The 20,603-nt window shown below is 44.8% G+C and carries 9 protein-coding genes, 1 tRNA gene and 2 pseudogenes; 6 read left to right on the forward strand and 6 right to left on the reverse strand.

What is annotated here, in order from left to right:
• The first annotated feature begins 88 nt into the window (after positions 1–88).
• Positions 89–322, forward strand: coding sequence for an acyl carrier protein (gene acpP, locus A4A68_RS00910; protein WP_067565522.1), 234 nt, complete (start codon positions 89–91; stop codon positions 320–322).
• A 1,974-nt stretch (positions 323–2,296) separates the two neighbouring features.
• On the opposite strand, the gene A4A68_RS00915 is transcribed toward acpP, so the two are convergent.
• Positions 2,297–2,373, reverse strand: a tRNA-Pro gene (locus A4A68_RS00915).
• A gap of 875 nt (positions 2,374–3,248) precedes the next feature.
• Between A4A68_RS00915 and slyA the strand changes: the two genes are divergently transcribed.
• Positions 3,249–3,683: a transcriptional regulator SlyA gene (slyA, locus tag A4A68_RS00920; protein WP_067565523.1), complete on the forward strand. Its 435-nt coding sequence runs from the start codon at positions 3,249–3,251 to the stop codon at positions 3,681–3,683.
• A 70-nt stretch (positions 3,684–3,753) separates the two neighbouring features.
• Here slyA and A4A68_RS00925 read toward each other — a convergent pair whose 3' ends face one another.
• Entirely contained in the window at positions 3,754–4,221 is a 468-nt protein-coding gene (locus A4A68_RS00925; RefSeq protein ID WP_067565527.1) for an outer membrane lipoprotein, read from the reverse strand.
• Positions 4,222–4,437: 216 nt separating this feature from the next.
• Here A4A68_RS00925 and A4A68_RS03445 point away from each other — a divergent pair, with 216 nt between their 5' ends.
• A complete protein-coding gene (locus A4A68_RS03445; protein WP_158648170.1) occupies positions 4,438–4,575 on the forward strand; it encodes a hypothetical protein in 138 nt (45 codons plus the stop codon).
• A 368-nt stretch (positions 4,576–4,943) separates the two neighbouring features.
• On the opposite strand, the gene lpdA is transcribed toward A4A68_RS03445, so the two are convergent.
• The 3 genes from lpdA to aceE form a co-directional block, all read right to left on the reverse strand.
• Complete coding sequence (lpdA, locus tag A4A68_RS00930; protein ID WP_067565530.1) at positions 4,944–6,362, reverse strand: dihydrolipoyl dehydrogenase; 1,419 nt, start codon at positions 6,360–6,362, stop codon at positions 4,944–4,946.
• Between the two features lie 153 nt (positions 6,363–6,515).
• Positions 6,516–8,270, reverse strand: a complete 1,755-nt coding sequence (gene aceF, locus A4A68_RS00935; RefSeq protein WP_067565533.1) for a pyruvate dehydrogenase complex dihydrolipoyllysine-residue acetyltransferase — start codon at positions 8,268–8,270, stop codon at positions 6,516–6,518.
• A 15-nt stretch (positions 8,271–8,285) separates the two neighbouring features.
• Positions 8,286–10,952: a pyruvate dehydrogenase (acetyl-transferring), homodimeric type gene (gene aceE, locus A4A68_RS00940; RefSeq protein ID WP_067565535.1), complete on the reverse strand. Its 2,667-nt coding sequence runs from the start codon at positions 10,950–10,952 to the stop codon at positions 8,286–8,288.
• A gap of 1,659 nt (positions 10,953–12,611) precedes the next feature.
• On the opposite strand from aceE, the gene dnaX reads away from it, so the two are divergent.
• The 3 genes and pseudogenes from dnaX to purL all read left to right on the forward strand — a co-directional run bounded on the left by dnaX (position 12,612) and on the right by purL (position 19,583).
• Entirely contained in the window at positions 12,612–14,900 is a 2,289-nt protein-coding gene (gene dnaX, locus A4A68_RS00945) for a DNA polymerase III subunit gamma/tau (RefSeq protein WP_067565537.1), read from the forward strand.
• Positions 14,901–14,959: 59 nt separating this feature from the next.
• Positions 14,960–15,289 carry a YbaB/EbfC family nucleoid-associated protein gene (locus A4A68_RS00950; RefSeq protein ID WP_067565540.1) on the forward strand — a complete coding sequence of 110 codons (330 nt, stop codon included), beginning with the start codon at positions 14,960–14,962 and terminating at the stop codon, positions 15,287–15,289.
• Positions 15,290–16,182: 893 nt separating this feature from the next.
• Positions 16,183–19,583, forward strand: a pseudogene (gene purL / locus A4A68_RS00955) (phosphoribosylformylglycinamidine synthase).
• A gap of 200 nt (positions 19,584–19,783) precedes the next feature.
• Here purL and A4A68_RS03170 read toward each other — a convergent pair.
• Positions 19,784–20,492, reverse strand: a pseudogene (locus A4A68_RS03170) (response regulator).
• Between the last annotated feature and the right edge of the window lie 111 nt (positions 20,493–20,603).

The raw sequence follows: 20,603 nt of genomic DNA on the forward strand, positions 1-20,603 counted from the left end.
AGCTAGTCGGGTTTGAGTTGCGTCATTTCAGATTTATATACCACGAAAATCATCGCGTAAGCGAGTTTTGATAGGAAAATATACGAGTATGAGCACTATCGAAGAGAGCGTTAAAGCAATCATCGCCGAGCAGTTGGGCGTCAAGAAAGAAGAAGTCGTTAATAATGCTTCTTTTGTTGACGACCTCGGAGCTGATTCTCTTGACACCGTTGAGTTAGTTATGGCGCTGGAAGAAAAGTTCGATACTGAAATTCCGGACGAGGAAGCTGAAAAAATCACTACTGTTCAAGCAGCAATTGATTTCATCCGAAAAAACCGATAGTAAGCGAACATGTTTGCATCGCTATTGTTATTTGAGTACGTTTGACGAAAATTAACCAGCAATGAGAAGAGCATCCTCTCTTGAGGAGCATCCAAGGTGGGTAGTTGACTTTTTTGCCTAAGAAACATGCTTAGTTCTGAAATCAGATTCAATTGAACAGCAGATAGCGATGTTATCGAATAAAATCACTTAAATTGAAGATATCTCTTCGGATGACTTACGTCGCTTCTATATTAAAGCTTATCTCGGTGATATAGTCTCGCCAACGATGCTCATCTCTGCAGGACCGTCAGTTCTACGTCTAATTACTGATGCTTTTCACCGCACGTTTTCCAGTGGGTAGCGCCGCTAGTCGTGCCGTGAGTGCTTCTCTACGACTAAGGCAATCATCTCAGGTGGTCGACAACATGATAACGGATAAAATATCCGGCTACATGCGACATAACCAAAAGTCTATAATTCCCCGTACGCCCTGTAAAACGCAAGTTTCGCTTGAGCAATACCCTCCCTCCCTCCCTATTAGGGTCAAAGGAGACAGGTAAAGCATGCTTCTCTATAGAAGGCAATTATAAATAATTTTGGTTTTATACGTCGCGTTAAAGCAGATTACCACCAATAGAGTAGGGACTAATGCTGAAGTCGTCGGTCATTATCTGCTGTATGGTCTAATATAACCAGTTATGTAATAAGTAACATATATTTAACGGATAAAGCGGCAAAATTGAAATCAATACTTAACAAAATTAAGTATACGATCACTAAAAAACTTCAGGAATAACATATTTAGAACCTACATTATGGTCAATAGATTACCGGAACCATACTAGTTTGATCATCTAAATAGCCACCTTTCTCGTTTAAAAGAGAACAATTAGTGTGTCTTTACAAAAGAGTGATGAAACTTGCTCTTTGGTAAGAATACAGAGTTAATGTATTGCAACTTAAGTCGAAATCTTGTGACGGAGAGGTCTTTCGGGGGTTGTTTTCGGTAAAAATAATATAAAGTAGGTATAGGTTAAAATAAAAGACAAACACAGGTTCCGGTTTTGATTACCAACTCGGTGGAACCGGCACCGGACGAAGACAGTGCGTTACTTGCCAAATTTACAGGTCGAAGGCCATTAGTTGCGCTTCCATGAACTGTTTCGCTCCACCGTTGTCTGGAACGCGCCTCGACAAGCGATTTGCATGTTGAGAACTTGTGAATAGCTTTCAGTGATGGTATTAAATGTTGCTTCCTTGAATCTTCCAGCACTGTACAGTGGAAAAGCGTCGATTCTAGCAGTTACAGACTACGACGCGTTGATGGCTACGTTGCCTGCCCTTCCCCCTCCATGAAAGGGGATATAACCTGACACTTAACCCTTCTGGACCACGAAGGCTGCTGCCACTCTACGATCACTGGACGTCACTAGTGTGAGCTGCCTTTCCGAAACCTTTACCTTATATCATGGGAGCATTTTCCTGCACCAGCGATATGTACTGACAGAGTTAGCCCTGATAGCAAATGCTGCGTATATCCATTAATCCTCTTGCCGGACAGGGGCTGTCTTGGCTTTCGCGATGTCAATGCACTCTATAGCTGAGGTCTTGCTTGTTTTACGCAACCGTGGCGAACATTGGGAATGCTGGCAGTGCACGTTATCAGTACTGTCAGTACAGCGATAATCTACTGATGCAGATGAAATGGATGCGTTCACGCAACTTGGTGTCTTTAATGTTAGGCCTGCTTGTTGACGTCGAGCTATTAATTATAATCATAAACAGCTGAGATAAAACTCTTGTACATCAGTTTTACAGCAGATAACGACTTCGCATTAAAGGTTGTCGTTATCCGTTAAAGACAAATCCTAGTTATTTTTAAATGAAAATAAAAACATTTTAAGTCTGCGAGGCTATTTTGTAAAGCTTTGCAGCCTAATGTGCGGTGTGCTATGGCTTTTATGTTTGTGCGTTGTCTTACTAAAGAGAGATTGGTCGGCATGAGAGGATTTGAACCTCTGACCCCCGACACCCCATGACGGTGCGCTACCAGACTGCGCTACATGCCGAATTCATTGTCACTTATACTACCTGTTCTTGCTACGAATGCAATAGAAGATTTGAACGACTGCCTTAGGAATTGTCGTTATGCATTAAAGACAGGTATATGTTCTTATCCTAAGGAATGTTATGTTCTTATCCTAAGGAATGTATAGAAATTATAGTCTACATGACTTATATATAACCACCTTATAAGATTTTTTTAGATTCAAGCAGTCATGTAAGCGAAAATATATTTAGAAAATGGCACAGTACAACTTTAATTTATGTATTTATATCAAATGTCTTACTCGTAAAATTCTTTGTTTTCAAAATTTAAACGTATGTTTGGTAAACGAAATATGTTGTGTCTTGGATAGGATGTGCTTAGTACTAATATCTTACACGGTGTTGTATTGCGGAGTTGATCACTGAAAATTTCCGTTTCTTCGATGAATAGAATCGCCCCATTACCGGGAAATTAGCCGATTTTGGAAGAGGCTTTTACTATTCAAAGTACTGTCGGTGCTATTGGTAGCACTAAAAAAGTATCATTTTGCAGCGCCATCGATACGTTAATTTGTCAATGCATTGATTTCTATCGTCTTATCTTTAAAGAATACATACAGTAAGATCTACATTGTTTGCTCTCATTATATAATGATGTAGTTTGATATAATGAATGGCAAAGAAAGCTGAATGATATATTAAATAACAAACTAAAAGAAATCAACGATAATACACTTTACCGTTGAGATCGGAGGTATGCGTCATAGATCTATCTTTACATAAAGCTTAGGTTATGAGTATATATATTTGTCATTTGTTCATTCACCTATTAGGATGCAATGGAGTCCAAGACGTAAGGTTAACTAGCTTAATTATAAATTATAAGGAGAAAGCATTGGAATCACCATTAGGATCAGATTTGACGCGACTTGTTCGCGTGTGGCGCGCTTTAATTGACCACCGTTTAAAGCCTTTAGAACTTACACAGACGCATTGGATCACTTTACATAAGATCTGCCAGTTGCCGCCAGAGCGATCTCAAATTCAACTGGCAAAGGCTATCGGTATCGAACAGCCTTCATTGGTGCGAACGTTGGATCAGCTCGAAGAAAAAGGGTTTATCACCCGGCATATCTGCGCCAATGATCGCCGGGCGAAGCGGATCAAACTGACCGCATTGGCTGAACCTATTATCAAAGCAGTGAATAATGTTATCGATAGTACCAGAAATGAAATTCTTAATGGTATTAGCCAGGAAGAGATTAAAATACTGAGTAGTTTGATAGCTAAACTCGAAAAGAATATTCTTGAGCTTCATAACAAACCTTAATACGTACTTCTACAGCACTGATGTGAAAACCGGCCTTGTGGCCGGTTTTTTGTGGCATGAAAACAGAGGATTAACGCGGAGATACAGTAATAGTGCGGCCATTACTGACAAGCGCAACACGCTGCCCAACGCTAAAACGGGTACGACTCTGTTTCTGTACAACTATAATTATATTACCGTCATCTTTACGTACTTCAAGCTCCACCCCTTGAGTCCGGTTCACCGCACTCTCAATGCTTGATCCAGCTACACTGCCGGCTACGGCGCCCGCCGTGCTTGCCAAACTGCTGCCGCTACCGCCCCCGATCGTGCTCCCCAGCACTCCGCCCAGCACTGCGCCGCTGATAGCGCCAACGACATTTGAATCTTCATTGCCCTGGATTTGTACCGGGCGAATCCCCATAAGGGTGCCGTACGTCACGCTTTGAACCTGTTTGGCTTCCGAAGCAGAATAAACATCACTGGATAGTGTGCTATTATTGGCGCAACCCGCCACCGTCATACCGGTCAGGGCCACTACGATCAAACGTTTCATCATAAAAACTCCAGTTAATATAGCCGTTCTGTACGGGTAATCCCGGACAGAATCGGATAGACGGTAAAATTTTATGCGCCGGTATAGGGAATCAAAGTGACCTGTGACGCACAGAGACCAGAGTTAATTGTATCGAAAAAAGTTAAACTGAGAATAAACAGATTAAGGTAGTTAGAAGATTAAATCGCACTTACACTCGGTGTAATCATATCATTACTAATGCGTAATATTCTAAAACATTGCTTAATTTTCGTGACTTCATCCAACAGCTTGACAGAATACGGCAATATCGCTTACGTTACTGTCGAAGCAAATCTTGCCGTTTATCAAGACGCTTGTCTTGGTGCTGTGATGTAAAAATAAAGTAACACAATCCTAATTCACACTAAATAGTGTGCTTGCACACGAGAACTCTGGAAATCGCTGAATAGCGACAAGCTCACGACTTTTACGATACACCCTATTCGAAATAGGCGGAATTAAGTTCCATTAACGTCAGCTCCATCGTCTGCTGGATTCGCGACAATAACAGAAGTCGTTCTTAAAGAGAATGTCATCACGAGGTTAAGATAGATATGCGTTGTTGCTTTTTAAGCAAAAAAAGCAAATGAGATTTGATGATATCACGCATTTGGCTTGTTATCATCTTGTGATAATGGGCTGGGAATGCCAGACGTACACAAAAAGGCAAATGCGTTTGCCTTTCCCCAAAAGATAAAGGAAGATTATTTCTTTTTAACGTTAAGCAAATCAGTAATGGTGCCTGTATATACTTCCGCCGCTAGACCCACCGATTCATGTAGAGTAGGGTGCGCATGGATGGTCAATGCAATATCTTCTGCGTCGCAACCCATTTCAATTGCGAAACCAATTTCACCCAATAGCTCACCACCATTGGTGCCGACTACGGCGCCACCAATAATCCGATGGCTTTTTTTATCAAAAATCAGCTTAGTTATACCGTCCTTGTAATCTGAAGAAATAGCGCGCCCGGAGGCTGCCCAAGGAAACGTAGCGACTTCATAGTTAATGTTTTGCACTTGTGCTTCTTTTTCTGTCAAGCCGACCCATGCCACTTCCGGCTCAGTATAAGCGATAGACGGAATGACTTTAGGATTAAAATAGTGTTTCTTGCCAGCAATGACTTCCGCTGCCACGTGTCCTTCGTGTGTACCTTTGTGCGCTAACATCGGCTGGCCAATGATATCGCCGATAGCATAAATGTGCGAAACATTGGTGCGCATCTGTTTGTCGACGCGGATAAAGCCGCAATCAGTCACTTCGACCCCGGCCCGGCAGGCATCTAGAAGCTTACCGTTCGGGGAACGTCCGATGGCAACAAGCACGGCATCATAGCGTTGAGCTTCTGAAGGCGCTTGTTTCCCTTTCATGCTGACATACACGCCATCTTCCCGGGCTTCCACCGCAGTGACTTTAGTTTCTAGCATCAGGTTAAACTGTGAACTGATACGCTTAGTGAACACTTGTACCACATCTTTATCGGCAGTCGGGATAACCTGATCGAACATTTCCACCACGTCGATTTCTGAACGCAAGGCATGGTAAACGGTAGCCATTTCAAGACCTATAATTCCTCCACCCATCACCAATAGCCGCTTTGGCACTGACGTCAGGGCGAGCGCATCAGTAGAATCCCATATGCGTGAATCAACATAGGGGATAAAAGGCAGCTGGATCGGGTGTGAGCCAGCTGCAATAATGGCATTGTCAAAAGTGACGATAGTGGTACTGTTTTCGCTTTCTACCTGAAGCGTATTAGTACTGGTGAATTTACCATAACCGTTTACCACCTTTACCCTACGCGCTCTGGCCATACCGCATAGACCGCTTGTTAGCTGACTAACAACCTTTTCCTTCCATGTGCGCACTTTGTCGATATTGATTTGTGGTTCGCCAAAGACTATACCGTTTTTGTTCAACGCTTTAGCCTCTGTAATAACCTTAGCGATGTGTAATAATGCTTTGGAAGGAATACAGCCTACATTTAGACAAGCTCCGCCAAGGGCGGAATAACGTTCCACCAGGAGAGTTTCTAGACCTAAATCTGCACAACGGAATGCTGCAGAATAACCTCCTGGGCCTGCCCCAAGTACCACGACTTGAGTTTTTATTTTAGTGCTCATATGACCTCTTAGCGAATTATCCGTTGTCTATTTTATCGTACATAATCCACCGTGTCACCTTGACATTTCTATTTAGTTTGCATAAATATTAATAGAATAAGAGTATGTGATGTTATTAATTGATACTATCGACAACTCGCTGGTGACACCAGACTACATCATTAAGAGGCGAATATCAGACAACATGTTATTAATACATCTGATAAAGCGCGCGCTATCAGCGCCGTCAATAACCCTGTGGTCATAGGACAGCGACAGCGGCAACATCAGCCGAGGTGAGAACTCTGTACCATTCCATATTGGTTTTGTTGACGATTTTGACACGCCGAGAATCGCTACTTCCGGCGCGTTGACGATAGGCGTGAACGCTGTTCCGCCAATACCGCCCAAGCTGGAAATAGTGAAACAGCCTCCCTGCATATCTAACGCAGTTAGTTTCCCATCACGAGCCTTTTGGGAGATCGCTGTTAGCTCGTGCGACAGCTCTAGAATACCTTTTTTATGTACATCGCGAAACACAGGTACTACTAGGCCATTCGAGGTGTCAACTGCTACGCCGATATTGATGTATTTCTTTAACGTCAGTTTTTGAGCATCCTCTGACAAGGAGCTGTTAAAACGCGGAAATTCTTCCAGTCCCTTGGCGACTGCTTTCATGATAAACACCAGCGGTGTGATTTTCACATTCCGCTTCTTTTTCTCGGCTTCGGTGTTTTGCTGTTTACGAAAGGCTTCCATTTCGGTGATGTCGGCTTCGTCGAACTGGGTCACATGGGGGATCGTGACCCAGTTACGGAGCAGGTTGGCGCCGGAGATTTTTTGAATCCGGCTCAGATCTACCGTTTCAATATCGCCCAATTTGCTGAAGTCCATTTTTGGCCACGGCAATAGTCCGAGCAGCGGACTGACGCCGGTCACTGATGGCACGGTCTCGGCGCGTTTAATTACATCTTTGATGTAAGCCTGAATATCTTCACGCAAGATACGTTTTTTACGCCCGGTACCTTTTACTTTCTCTAAGTTAACACCGAACTCGCGCGCTAGACGGCGAATTACCGGAGTAGCATGTATATAGGCGTCGTTCTCAGCAAATTCATTTTTGCCGTTAGGCGATAATGAAGCGAAAGTGGCAGTAGATGCGTTTTTTTTGACGTTTGATGTTATCGTCGGTGCCACGGTTGCAGTACTTTCCGCTTCAAACACCATCATTTTTGAACCAGTGCTAATCTTATCTCCGACGTTAATGTTAATTTCTTTAACGGTACCATCGAACGGCGCCGGCACCTCCATTGATGTTTTATCGCCTTCCACAGTAATCAGCGACTGTTCGCTCTTAACCTTGTCGCCGACCTTGACCATGACCTCGGTGACCTCCAGTGCATTGCCACCGATATCTGGAACGTGCACATCTTTTTTATTGCCGATGGATTGAATCGATGGACTCTGCGGCAACGCCGTAGACGAAGCAGCTTCCTCGCAGATCATAATAAGCGATCCAGTATTCACTTTATCACCGATATTGACCTTTACTGCTTTAATCATGCCAGAGAACGGCGCCGGCACTTCCATTGATGTTTTGTCACCCTCAATGGTAATCAGCGACTGTTCGGCCTTGACCTTATCCCCGACCTTTACTAATATCTCGGTAACTTCTACCTCATCATCCCCGATATCAGGAACGTGAATTTCTTTATTTTCTGTTGCACAGCCATCGGTGGATACAGGTTGGATCGTCAGCGCGCTGTCGGTTGTCATTATCAGCGCCTGACGAGAGGACGTTTGTATGGAGGCTTTATCGCCTTCCACAGTAATCAGCGACTGTTCGGCCTTTACCTTATCGCCTTTGCTAACCGGGGCTTCAATAATTTTATCTCTACAGATATTCGGTACGTTCATTTCATTATCCATAATCTATTTTACCTTTTACGCCAGACGCGGATTGATTTTATCAGCATCGATGCTAAATGTGCTGATGGCTTGCGTTACTACATCAACGCCGATATTACCGCGTTTGACCAATTCACTTAGCGCCGCTACTACCACATAGCTGGCATTCACTTCAAAGTGACAACGCAGGTTTGCTCGACTGTCGGAACGACCGAAACCATCTGTGCCTAGAACGCGGAATTCGCTGGCGGGAATAAAGTTGCGGATCTGCTCGGCAAATAGTTTTATATAATCAGTAGACGCTACCGTGGGCGCATCGTTTAGCACAGTGGTTACATATGGCACCCTCTGCGTTTCGGTCGGATGCAGCATATTCCAGCGTTCGCAATCCTGGCCGTCTCGAGCTAGCTCAGTAAACGAAGTCACACTGTACACATCGGAAGCGACATTATAGTCTTTCGACAAGATGTGCGCCGCTTCTCGTACGTGGCGCAGAATAGCGCCGGAGCCCATGAGTTGCACTTTACCTTTACCGCCTTCCAGTGTTTCTAGCTTGTAGATCCCCTTGAGAATACCTTTTTCCGCGCCTTTCGGCATGGCTGGCATAGCGTAATTTTCATTTAACGTAGTTAGATAGTAATAGACGTTTTCTGGCTTATCGCCATACATCCTGGTTAGACCGTCATGTATAATAACCGCGACTTCATAGGCATAAGCCGGATCATAAGAGATGCAGTTTGGAATAGTCAGCGACTGAATATGGCTATGACCGTCTTCATGCTGCAAGCCTTCACCATTTAGAGTTGTGCGTCCCGAGGTGCCGCCGATAAGGAAACCACGCGCCTGTTGATCGCCCGCCGCCCAACACAGATCTCCGATTCTCTGAAAACCAAACATCGAATAATAAATGTAAAAAGGAATCATTGGTAAATTATTAGAGCTATAAGAGGTCGCCGCTGCTAACCAGGAAGAAGCCGCACCAAGCTCGTTAATCCCTTCTTGCAGTACCTGTCCTTTTTCATCTTCGCGGTAATAGGCAACCTGCTCGCGGTCCTGCGGCGTATACTGCTGACCGCTAGGATTGTAAATACCTATCTGCCGGAATAGACCTTCCATACCAAAGGTACGGGCTTCATCAGCAATAATCGGGACCAAGCGATCTTTAATCGTTTTGTTCTTCAACATCACGTTCAATACGCGGACAAAAGCGATGGTGGTGGAGATTTCTTTCTTCTGTTCTTTCAAAAGCGATGCAAAATCCTCAAGAGTCGGCAAGTCCAACGGTTCGGTGAAATCTTTCAAGCGACTCGGCAAATAACCATGAAGTGATTTTCGGCGCTCATGTAAATAAGTGTGTTCTTCGGACCCTTCTGCAAAAGTGATATAAGGCAGCGTTTCAATCTTGTCGTCTGTAATGACGCTCAAGTTGAAGCGATCGCGGAAATAACGTACTCCTTCCATGTTCATTTTTTTTACTTGGTGCGCGATATTCATACCTTCTGCAGTCACACCCATTCCGTAGCCTTTAATGGTGTGCGCTAAAATTACTACAGGCTTTCCGGTGGTTTTTTTGGCCTTTTGCAGAGCGGCATAGATCTTTTTTGGATCGTGGCCACCGCGGTCGAGCTCCCAAATCTCGTCGTCGCTCATGTTTTTCACCAGCGCAGCGGTTTCTGAGTATTTACCAAAGAAATGCTCACGTACGTAGGCGCCGTTTTTCGATTTAAAGGTCTGATAGTCACCGTCGACAGTTTCGTTCATTAGTTGAATTAGCTTGCCAGAAGTATCTTTGCGTAGCAGTTTATCCCAGCGGCTTCCCCAGACTACCTTAATTACTTCCCATCCGGCGCCGCTAAATACGCCTTCTAATTCGCTAATGATCTTGCCATTACCGTTAACGGGACCGTCTAAACGCTGAAGGTTACAATTAACGATGAATATCAAGTTGTCCAGCTGCGCGCGAGTCGCAACAGTGATAGCGCCTTTAGATTCCGGCTCATCCATTTCACCATCGCCTAGAAATGAGTACACAGTCTGATTACTAGTGTTTTTCAGTCCCCGGTGGTGCAGATATTTTAAAAATTTTGCTTGATAGATGGCGCTTATCGGACCGAGGCCCATCGATACTGTCGGAAATTGCCAGAAATCTGGCATCAGCTTCGGATGCGGGTAAGATGATAACCCCTTGCTATGTACTTCCTGGCGGAAATTGTTCATTTGATCTTCGCTTAGACGGCCTTCAAGGAAGGCACGAGCGTATATACCTGGAGAAATATGCCCCTGGAAATAAACCAGATCGCCGCCGTCTTTGTCATTACGCGCGCGAAAGAAATGGTTAAAGCATACTTCATAAATGGTGGCAGACGACTGAAATGACGCGATATGTCCGCCTAGTTCTACATTTTTCTTCGATGCGTGCAGAACTGTCATTACAGCGTTCCAGCGAATAGCAGAACGAATGCGGCGCTCTAATTCTAAATTGCCAGGATACGTAGGCTCTTCCTCAACTGGAATCGTGTTGATGTAGTTTTGCCCATCAGCGCCTTGCGCAAGGCTGACCCCACTTTTACGCGCTTTATCCATCACTTGCTCAATTAGGAATTGAGCGCGTTCAATACCTTCTTCACGGATAACCGATTCGATCCCCTGGAGCCAGTCACGTGTTTCGATCGGATCCACGTCATTATAAAAACGTTTTGACATGGTGGTGTTCCTTATCTATCTTTAATGTTGGTTTAGTTAGCACCTATATGTTTTGTCCATCATAACATACGAAGACAGGCTTATAGATTCTCCCAGCGTCTGGCTATTATTCCATGAGGTTTAATCCGCGTTCTTGGAAATGTCGAAGCAATCGTTTTAGCTGGCTAAATTCCTGGATAAGGCCAGGAATATTTTCGTTTTCACCTTGCTGACACAGCCGCTGTCCTTTAATTTTCAATCACTAGAGGTTTTCTGTAGTGAGGAGTTGATAGGTCAGTTAGAACTCGTTAGGCAGTTTTGTTGGGCGCAGTATTCCTTGCGGGATTAAATATTCCAACTACTATGACATCCAATAACTAGGTTAACACAGAGCTCTGCTAATCTTCTCAGCGGATAGCGAATGATTAATTGGTAATACAAATTTTGTTTATACGATACTAAAAGAAGCAGAGTATTCAATTTATATCCGTTATGACTTTGACTTAAGTCATCAAATTTCACGCATTTTTATAAAATCTTTATACCTGTCCTGCATTAGGTTCGGTCTTTCAGCAGTATTTTACACTACAAAAAGGTTCTTAGGTGTTGTCGTCACGAGCTAAAGACAAGCATTAGATTAGTTGTTCTTTTGTAATATCTAATCTTGTTGCCGATTGTATAGTCGTTTGAAGCTTTAGTAGGTCTTATTGAACTCAGCCACCTTCTTGTGTTTTGATTTTGAAAACACATGGTCACATGAGCAATGTGGGTACGTAAATTCAAGTGATGCCACTCTATCCACTAAATATGCTTTCCTTGCTACTATACAATAGGTCAAGTTCCCAACAAGGCCTTATAAACAAACATACATCAATCATGTTAACGCGGCGATCACCTATGTAGCTGTCGAGTACGGGTGGAATTGTTTTTAGAGATGCGCAAGCTATCACTATCGTGAATCTTCGTAAGAAACCACCGACGAAGCTAGCTCGTGGGATAACGCGGCATTTGTTGGGTAAGCCGATTGGCTAGCCAGGCAACGCGCTTAGTGCTACCCTATTCCACCACACTGATCAAATTAGAGAGCATTGTGCGGTTCTCGAACAGATAGTCAGTCGTTTACAGTGATGCGTAACATTAACTCGGAGGGGCGCATCGCCGAGGCTTGTTGCTACTATTAAGCCAATCAGTTTTATTCTAAACATGACAGTGTTGTTGTAGAATATTAAATTGGTTCCTAGCTATCCGAAACTAGGCATTCTATTTTTCAATATTATTTAGCCAACTCGCGTTATTGAATAATTTTTTTCGCGAAGCCAACTGTAAGACTCGGCACAAAAGCGCGTAGATTATTGTTTAGCACAGTGGTTACGTTAGTGTTGAGCTGAGATTTGTTCCAATGTGCAATTCAGGCAAGATGCTGCGTGAAACTATTAGTGAATACTGAAGTATCCAGCGATAAAGTGCCAATGGATAATATTCCACTAGCCATAAGCGATCTATTTGCGCTACAGTGAGACTGACGCGGAGGCTCAGTCGGCAGGATGTTTTGTCTTTATTATCACAGTATTAGCGTAGCTAGTTATAGCTAGTATTCTTCTCAGGTTGCTGTTAAGTATTCGTGAGACGGTGCGTAGTTGTGTTAATATAGTTGCGTTTTCCTAACATAAATTTTGACTCATGAGCTACCAGGTTCTTGCCCGTAAGTGGCGTCCGCAAACATTTATCGATATAGTAGGCCAGGAGCATATCCTAGCGGCGCTAGCAAACAGCTTTTCATTGGGTAGGATTCATCACGCCTATCTTTTCTCTGGTACTCGCGGTGTGGGTAAGACTACGATTGGCCGTCTTTTGGCTAAAGGGCTAAACTGCCACACAGGTATCACTGCAACCCCTTGCAGACAATGCGACAACTGCCGGGAAATCGAGCAGGGCCGCTTTGTCGATTTAATTGAAATTGATGCTGCCTCGCGTACTAAAGTTGAAGATACCCGCGAGCTGCTGGATAACGTTCAATATATTCCGGCACGCGGCCGATTTAAGGTCTATCTGATCGACGAAGTACATATGCTATCCTGCTACAGCTTTAATGCTTTACTGAAAACCCTTGAGGAACCGCCAGCGCATGTCAAGTTTTTACTGGCTACTACCAATCCGCAAAAACTTCCGGTGACTATCCTGTCCCGCTGTCTGCAATTCCATTTAAAGGCTCTTGACGTTAAACAAATCCGTAATCATCTGTCCTACGTCTTGCAGAAAGAACAGATCATGGCCGAACCTCATGCGCTACAAATGTTAGCCAGTGCTGCTGATGGTAGTATGCGAGACGCTCTCAGTCTAACCGACCAAGCCATCGCCACAGGTCTAGGGGAGGTAAGCGATGAAGCGGTCAGTCTAATGCTCGGGACACTCAATACAGAGCAGCCGCTGGCGCTTATCGAAGCATTGGCCGAGGCCGACGGTGGCGCGATAATGGCGACACTCGCGCAATGCGCTGCTCGCGGTATGGACTGGGACAATCTGCTTGTTGAGATGCTTTCTTTACTACATCGCCTTGCGTTGGGACAGTTAGCGCCTGACCAGTTAAATTCTGAAGACAACCCGGCTAGCAAACTGCGTTTGCGCGACCTGGCCCGGCGTTTACCGCCTTCCGATCTGCAACTATACTACCAGGCTCTAATTATCGGACGCAAAGAGCTGCCTTTTTCACCGGATCCACGGATAGGAGTGGAAATGACTCTGCTGCGCGCGCTGGCGTTTCGTCCTTCCGCTGTAGAAAAAATGACCACTGTCGCTAGCATGGAAAAAAAAACGGCTGAATTCGACGAAAACAGACACTGCGACAGCAGTGCTACCGGTGCGTCTGGCGCCAAACGGGCACTGACGCAATTAAAGCTTGATAATACCAGACGCGCCGGGGCAAATATAGCGACGCCAGCGCAAGACGTACCAAAATCGTCTTCTTTTTCCAGTGGAGTCAATGTTGGCAAGCGCCTGATAACGGTGAAGAAGCAAAATACGCTTACTGCTCCGGTATCAGGATCGTGGACTGATTGGCAGACCACGTTGCCTAGCTGTCCTCAGTCTAGCTGGATCGATATAGATAAAGAGCATTTTAGGCTAATTTATACTGGTAGCGACTGTAATGATGAAAAAGCAGAGAGCGATAGGCAAGACATCGTGTTGAAGTCTGAACAAGAAGCATCTCGAGCACTTTTTTTACCATCTTCAAGTAGTGATAGTCCGCTTCCGGATGCGACTACGCAATTTTTGCAGGCTCGCATTGCCCTGTTAAAGTGGCAAAAGATTAAAAAAACAAAAAAGTGCGGACAGGCACCGGCACGGCAGAAGACTACTGTTCCTTCGCTAGAACGGCCGGCTAGTGCGAGCGAACGTACGAAGCAGCAACACGATGACGCTGGAAAGAAAGAGCCGATGAAAACCCCGCGACCGGAGGTGTATGGTTGGCGTGTCACTCAACAACCAGAGGTAGCCTCGAAGCCGGTGACGACCACGAAATCGCTGCGTACAGCGCTAGAGCATGCAAAAACATCAAAGTTAGCATTGTGCTTAGCCGAAGAGTCGCTGACGCGCGATCCTTGGGCAGCGCAAGTAAATCGTTTGGTGGTGCCCAAAGTAGCACAACAACTAGCTTTAAACGCCTGGAAAGAGGATTTGGCTCCAGGCAAAATTTGTTTGCACCTGCGCGCCTCTCAGCGTCATTTAAATTCGGCTTCAGCGCAAAGCGCTCTGTGCACCGCGTTGAGCGACGTCTTTGGCGCGTCGATTGACTTGACCATAGTGGAAGATGATAATCTGACAATGAAAACGCCATTAGAATGGCGACAGGAAATTTATGAAGAGAAGCTGATTCGGGCCAAGAAAGCGATTTTGCATGATGCTCACATTCAAGTGCTACAAAGTTTTTTCGATGCCGAGCTAGATGAAGATAGCATCCGACCCGTATAACCCGTCGAATTGCGGAAGGATATCATAAATGCAGTTCGATTCAACTAGGGGGAAAGATTATGTTTGGTAAAGGCGGAATGGGTAACCTGACGAAACAAGCTCAGCAAATGCAAGAAAAATTACAGCGGACGCAAGAAGAGATCGCGAAGCTGGAAGTGACTGGGGAGTCTGGTGCTGGCTTGGTCAAGATCACGATTAATGGCGCACATAATTGCCGGCGTGTTGAAGTCGATTCCAACTTGCTGGAAAATGACAAAGATATGCTGGAAGATCTGATCGCCGCAGCGTTTAATGATGCTATCCGCCGTATTGCTAAAACTCAGAAGGAAAAGATGGCCTCTGTTTCCAGCGGCATGTCGCTTCCTCCTGGTTTTAAAATGCCGTTCTAATGCAAATCAATCCAGTATTAGAAGTACAGCAAAAGGTTTTGTTCTACAGGCGGCAATCGAGCCAAATCTGTGTGGTGGTAAGCCTAATACGCTGATTATCGACATGATCGGCTATAGGAACGTTAATCTTGCACTCTATGTAGCTCTTCCACCGTTAGGTAAATTCTGCTGTACTACGCTAATAGTTTCTACACAGAACGCTGATGCTTACAAATTGTACTGTACGAACCGCACTCGTAATTGAAAGCAATGTTGGCCTGCCATGCAGCCAATGGACGGTCTCAGTAAATGGAAGAAACGCGTCAATATGGCTTTGCTCACTACCGCTATGAGGTGAGTCATGGAAATTTTTCGCGACTACATCATGCTTAATCTTCCCGATCCTTATCGCGTCAATCAAGACATCTATGAACTGTCGGAATGGAAGGAAGCGACTCGCAAATCGTCCAGTTAATAATTCTACTTGTCTGTTATCCTGTCGTCGTCTCACAGCTGGCAATTAAACCTTTAAGTCGAGAGTAAATTACTACATGGCTGACAACCAGTGTATCCGATGATTAACGCAATCAACGTAGTCAAGTGTACTGGCACCAAAGTCGGAGTTAGGCACACCTTTTTGCGATACCGATTATAAAATTCGGGAAGAATATTTAATCGCAGTCACCGCTAAAGATAATCCACTAAAGTGGCAGTAGAAGTAGGTGCAGCGCACTAATATCTTGTTTTGATTTTACGTAAAGCTAACCTTATATTACGACCTGGCAGATGGGATCTGTATCCATAGGATGCTTTCTTTTTCTTTTAGCAAGTTCTGCATAGGAGTAATGCAATCAAGTGTTAACGTGCAATAAAATTGCTCTGCGTATCCGCGCCTTGGGCCACTGCGCCTATGAATAGTCAAACCACACACTTGCGACACGCCCATCCTGTCTACATTTCACATTAATAAGCTGCTAGTTCGTTGTCGAACTGCTCGACTAGTGGTCTATGATATCTATGTTAAATGCATCCACTTCACTGACGTCAGCGCTACGCTCAACAAAGATGCGTTAAGGCGACTGCAGCAGCTGTTGGAACACAGTCCTCTTTTAGCAACCGATATTCAGCTGTGGACTTAGATAAAACGTCTACCTCAATTACGTAAGCCGAAGTGGTAGAGAGAACTTTCTGTCCTATTGCACGACAGAATGATAAAAACAGTGTTCACCATTGAGCTATATATGTTTGCTCAAGCTAACTCTGAGCATTGCCGCCATAAAATTTTCAACGCCGATTGGGTGATCGATGGTGCATCTATAAGCCAAGTTGCTATTCAATATGATTCAAAACACCTTCTAGTAAACTTCAGACTATATGTTATCGGCCTATAAGGACAATGCTGCGGTGATGAAGGGAGAAGTAGTAGGGCGCTTCCCAACGCGCAAACAGTGAAGTACAACTTCCATTAGGAAGCAGCGCATATTTTAATGAAAGTCGAAACCTATAATCATCCGGCCGTCATCTCATCTTGGCCAGGCGCAGCTACTGGTTCCGGTAGTGAAATCCGTGATGAAGATAATACCGGCCGTGGCGCTAAACCGAAAGCTTCTGGTCGGAAGCTCCGTTACGTATTCCTGGCTTTGACAAGCCTGGGAAGAAGATTTTAGTTGGCCACCTAGGATGTCTTGTCAGCGCATTAAATATCATGACCAACGGCTCTTTGTGAAGATCAGCGTACAATAATTAATTTAGCCATCCCGTTTTGACTGGCTATTTTCGCATCTATGAAGAGCGCGTAGATAGTCATAACGGCATGGAGTTGCACGGTTACCATAAGCACCATTGTGCTAGTTGGCAGCATTGGTAATATTCGTGCATCGACGTCAAAAAAAGCAAAATTAGCGTGGGCGATAAGTTTATAGTTTTTGGCGGTCCAACGATGAAGATCAGCCTTGGCGCCGGCACAGCCTCGTCGAGAATTTCCGGTCAGCTCGATAACGATTTAGATTTTGCATCTGTGCAGCGCACCAATCCTGAAATGGCACGACGCTGTCAAGCAGTCATCGATCGAGGTGAAGATAGCCCGATTCTATTTATCCATGACGTGGTGTCGGCGGTTTGGCAAACGCCATGCCGGCGCTGATCATCGACGACAAACGCGACGGACGTTTCCAACTGCGCGAGATCCCTAATGACGAGACTGGTATGAGTCCGTTGAAAATCTAGTGTAATGAATCACAAGAACGTCACTTTATAGCAATTTCCCCTGAGCGGTTGGAAGAATTTGACGCTCTTTGCCACCGTGAGCGCGCTCTTTACGCGGTGATAGGCGAAGCGACAGAGGCGCTGCATCTCAAAGTAGACGACGCGTATTATATAGCAACAGGCCGATTGATTTGCCGCTTAATGTTTTTTGAAAAGACGCCAAAGATGCATTGGGTAGCCGTAAGCCTACAGGCTGCCGGCTACTCGCGTAATCACAATGGAATTATGCCTACCGAGGCGATTAACCGCGTATTGTATTTGCCAGCAGTTTCGGAAAACCTTCCTTCTTACCATCAGTGCGTAGTATAACCGGAAATGGTCGCGCGTGATCAAATGATCAGCGCGTGGTAAGTGCCGAGACGGACTGCGCCGTGACAACCGCTAATTTTGACAGTTATTATGGCAAAGCGATGTCGCTAGGTAACGATCGCCAGTCGCGCTGCTAAATTGCCGCTTCCTCACGCCTAGTAGTAGGCGAGGCATTGACTAATCTGGCTGCTACATATATCGGTGATATCAGACGGGTAAATTTTCCTCCAACTGAATGGATGTCCGGGTCATCCTGGTGAAGATGCCGGCCTGTATCAGGCACTGAAAACAGTAGGCGGAAAGCTTTGCCCCGGCGCTGGGCTCAGTGCAAAGCCGAATCACGGGAAATGACGGCACCGCTGTCACTGGTCGCTCACTGTTTTCGCCAGCGTGGAAGACGTACGTGCTACCGTGACGCTACAATTACAGCCGGAACGAGATAATACATTGTTGCTTATCGATCTAGGCGCCGGTTATCAAGCTTTAGGAGCTACTGCACTGGCACAAGTGTATCCATCAGCTCGGGGGATAAAACTACTAATGTGCGCGACGTTTGTCAGTTATCCGCCTTTTCCCGCGTCATACAATAACTAGTAGCGCGAAGGAAACTGTTACCTATCATGACCGTTCCAACGGCGGCTTGTTAGTAACACTGGCAGAAATAACGTTTGCTGGTCACTGCAGTATCAATGTTGATATTGGTCCGCTAGGAGAGTGGTTAACTGCCCTCTTTGATGAAGAGCTGGGAGCAGTGATACAAATCGAAAAAGCTGATCGGGACGCGATCGCAGCGCTTTTCCATCAAGAAGCTCTAACGAGCCGCTTACATTATCTTGGCTCAGGTCCAGCCCGGAGACCGTTTTATTCTGCGCGCCGGAAAGAGTGTGCTTATATAATGAAAGCTATACAACCCAGAGAATCTGGCGGCAGAAACTAGCCGGCAAATGCAGCGACTACGTGATAATCCTGAAAGTGCCATCAGGAACACACTTCTCATCAAGATCCCAACGATCTTGGATCGGTAGCCTTAAGCTGTGATCTTAATGATGATATCGCTGCACTATTTATCGCCAAAGTCGTACGACCGAAGATTGTCGTACTACGGGAACAAGTCGCAAACTTCCATATAGAGATGGAAGCCGATTTTCATCGCGCTGAGTTTGAGACTATCGATATGAATATGAACGATCTGCTTATCGGAGAGAAAACCCTTAAGGATTTTCATACGCTGGTAGCTTGTGGCGGCTTCTCCTATGGCGATGTGTTGGGTGTTGGAGAAAGATGGCGGAGTCAATTTATTGAACCAGCGCGTGCGCAATATGTTTGAGGCTTTCCCGTCGTCCACAAGCCTTAGCGCTCTGGATTCGCAATGGATGTCAAATGATGTCCAATTTACACGACGTACATAATAAATCCGAGCGATTTGAAGCGCGATTCAGCCTGGTAGAGGTAACGCAGTATCCGTCGCTACTGTTACATGGCATGACCTACCTATCGCTGTTTCTCACGGAGAAGGGCAGGTAGAAGCGCGCAATACGTCGCATTTAGCAGAGATTGGGAATGCATGCCTGGTGTCTCTACGCTACGCTATGTAGACAATTATAGTAAGGTTACTGAAAACTATCCCGCTAACCTAAATGGCTCACTTAACGGGAGAGCTATCATGATCATGCCACAATTCTGAACGTGTTTTCCTCACAATTAGCCACTTTTGGCACCCTGCTGGGTGAGACAAATATGAGCATGGATGCAGCTGTTTCGCAATGCACGTAAGCAATTTATCTAACTCCGAAGATTAGTTTTCGCCGGTTTATAGTTAGAGTAAAGCTCAAAGTAGATTCTATTATACTGCGAGAAATGCGCCGAGATTATGTTATGCGTCGCTTGTGCCAAGCCAGCGACTAGAGGTCAATCAGCAACAATAATGCAAACATATGTCACTCATATACTTCTATCCAAAAAAGCGCTTGAAAGCTCTCTCTCATTAGAGAATGTTGTTCTTAAGCCTCTTTTTTGTTGTATAGATTTGTGCACTGACTCTTTCAAATCGTCGCAGAAACAATAATCTTCCTCAATAGTGTCTATTTTCGGCGTATCTGGTGTAAATTCAAGATACTTGCGTATGTGCCTGTATTTTCTCAAAAGTGCAGCATAGCGCGAAATTCGCTGCGGGGCAATTTGTAGCTCTCGCCTTTAAGACTCAGAAAAAACGGCTTATTAATATAGAGATACCAACCGTTAAATTGGTAACTTTCTACTAGTTTTCAAGAGTAACGTTCAGAGACATAGTGCGAAATAGTAGGTTAAGCACACGGATAGTAGGTTCACGCAGGTTGAACGGTTTGGTAATATAATCCGTCGGCTCCAATTTCCAGTCCAAAGATTTTATCCACTTCGTTATTGCGGCAGGTAAGAAACATTAAGGCGACGCTGGTAAGTTTACGAAACTTTCTTGCTAGTAACAAGCCATTTTTACCCGGTAGGTTAATATCTATGATAAGTGAATTAATATCATGTTCCAACAGCACTCAGTGCATCTACGCGTCGTCGGTAGCTGCATAAACTATATAGCCTTATCTTCAAAAATCCTTTTAAGGATATTACAAATGACCAACTCATTTTCAACGACAAGGATTTGCGGCATCTGCATGTTTACTACCTAAAGTGACTAATATCACTAAAAGAGGAGATGCTCAAGATCTGAAAGCTGTTTTGGAAGCATTCTAACTGCATTCAAAACTTGACCAAAACCTTCGCATAG

This window comes from Candidatus Doolittlea endobia, from assembly GCF_900039485.1.
In the GTDB taxonomy this organism is placed as follows: Bacteria; Pseudomonadota; Gammaproteobacteria; order Enterobacterales; family Enterobacteriaceae; genus Doolittlea; species Doolittlea endobia.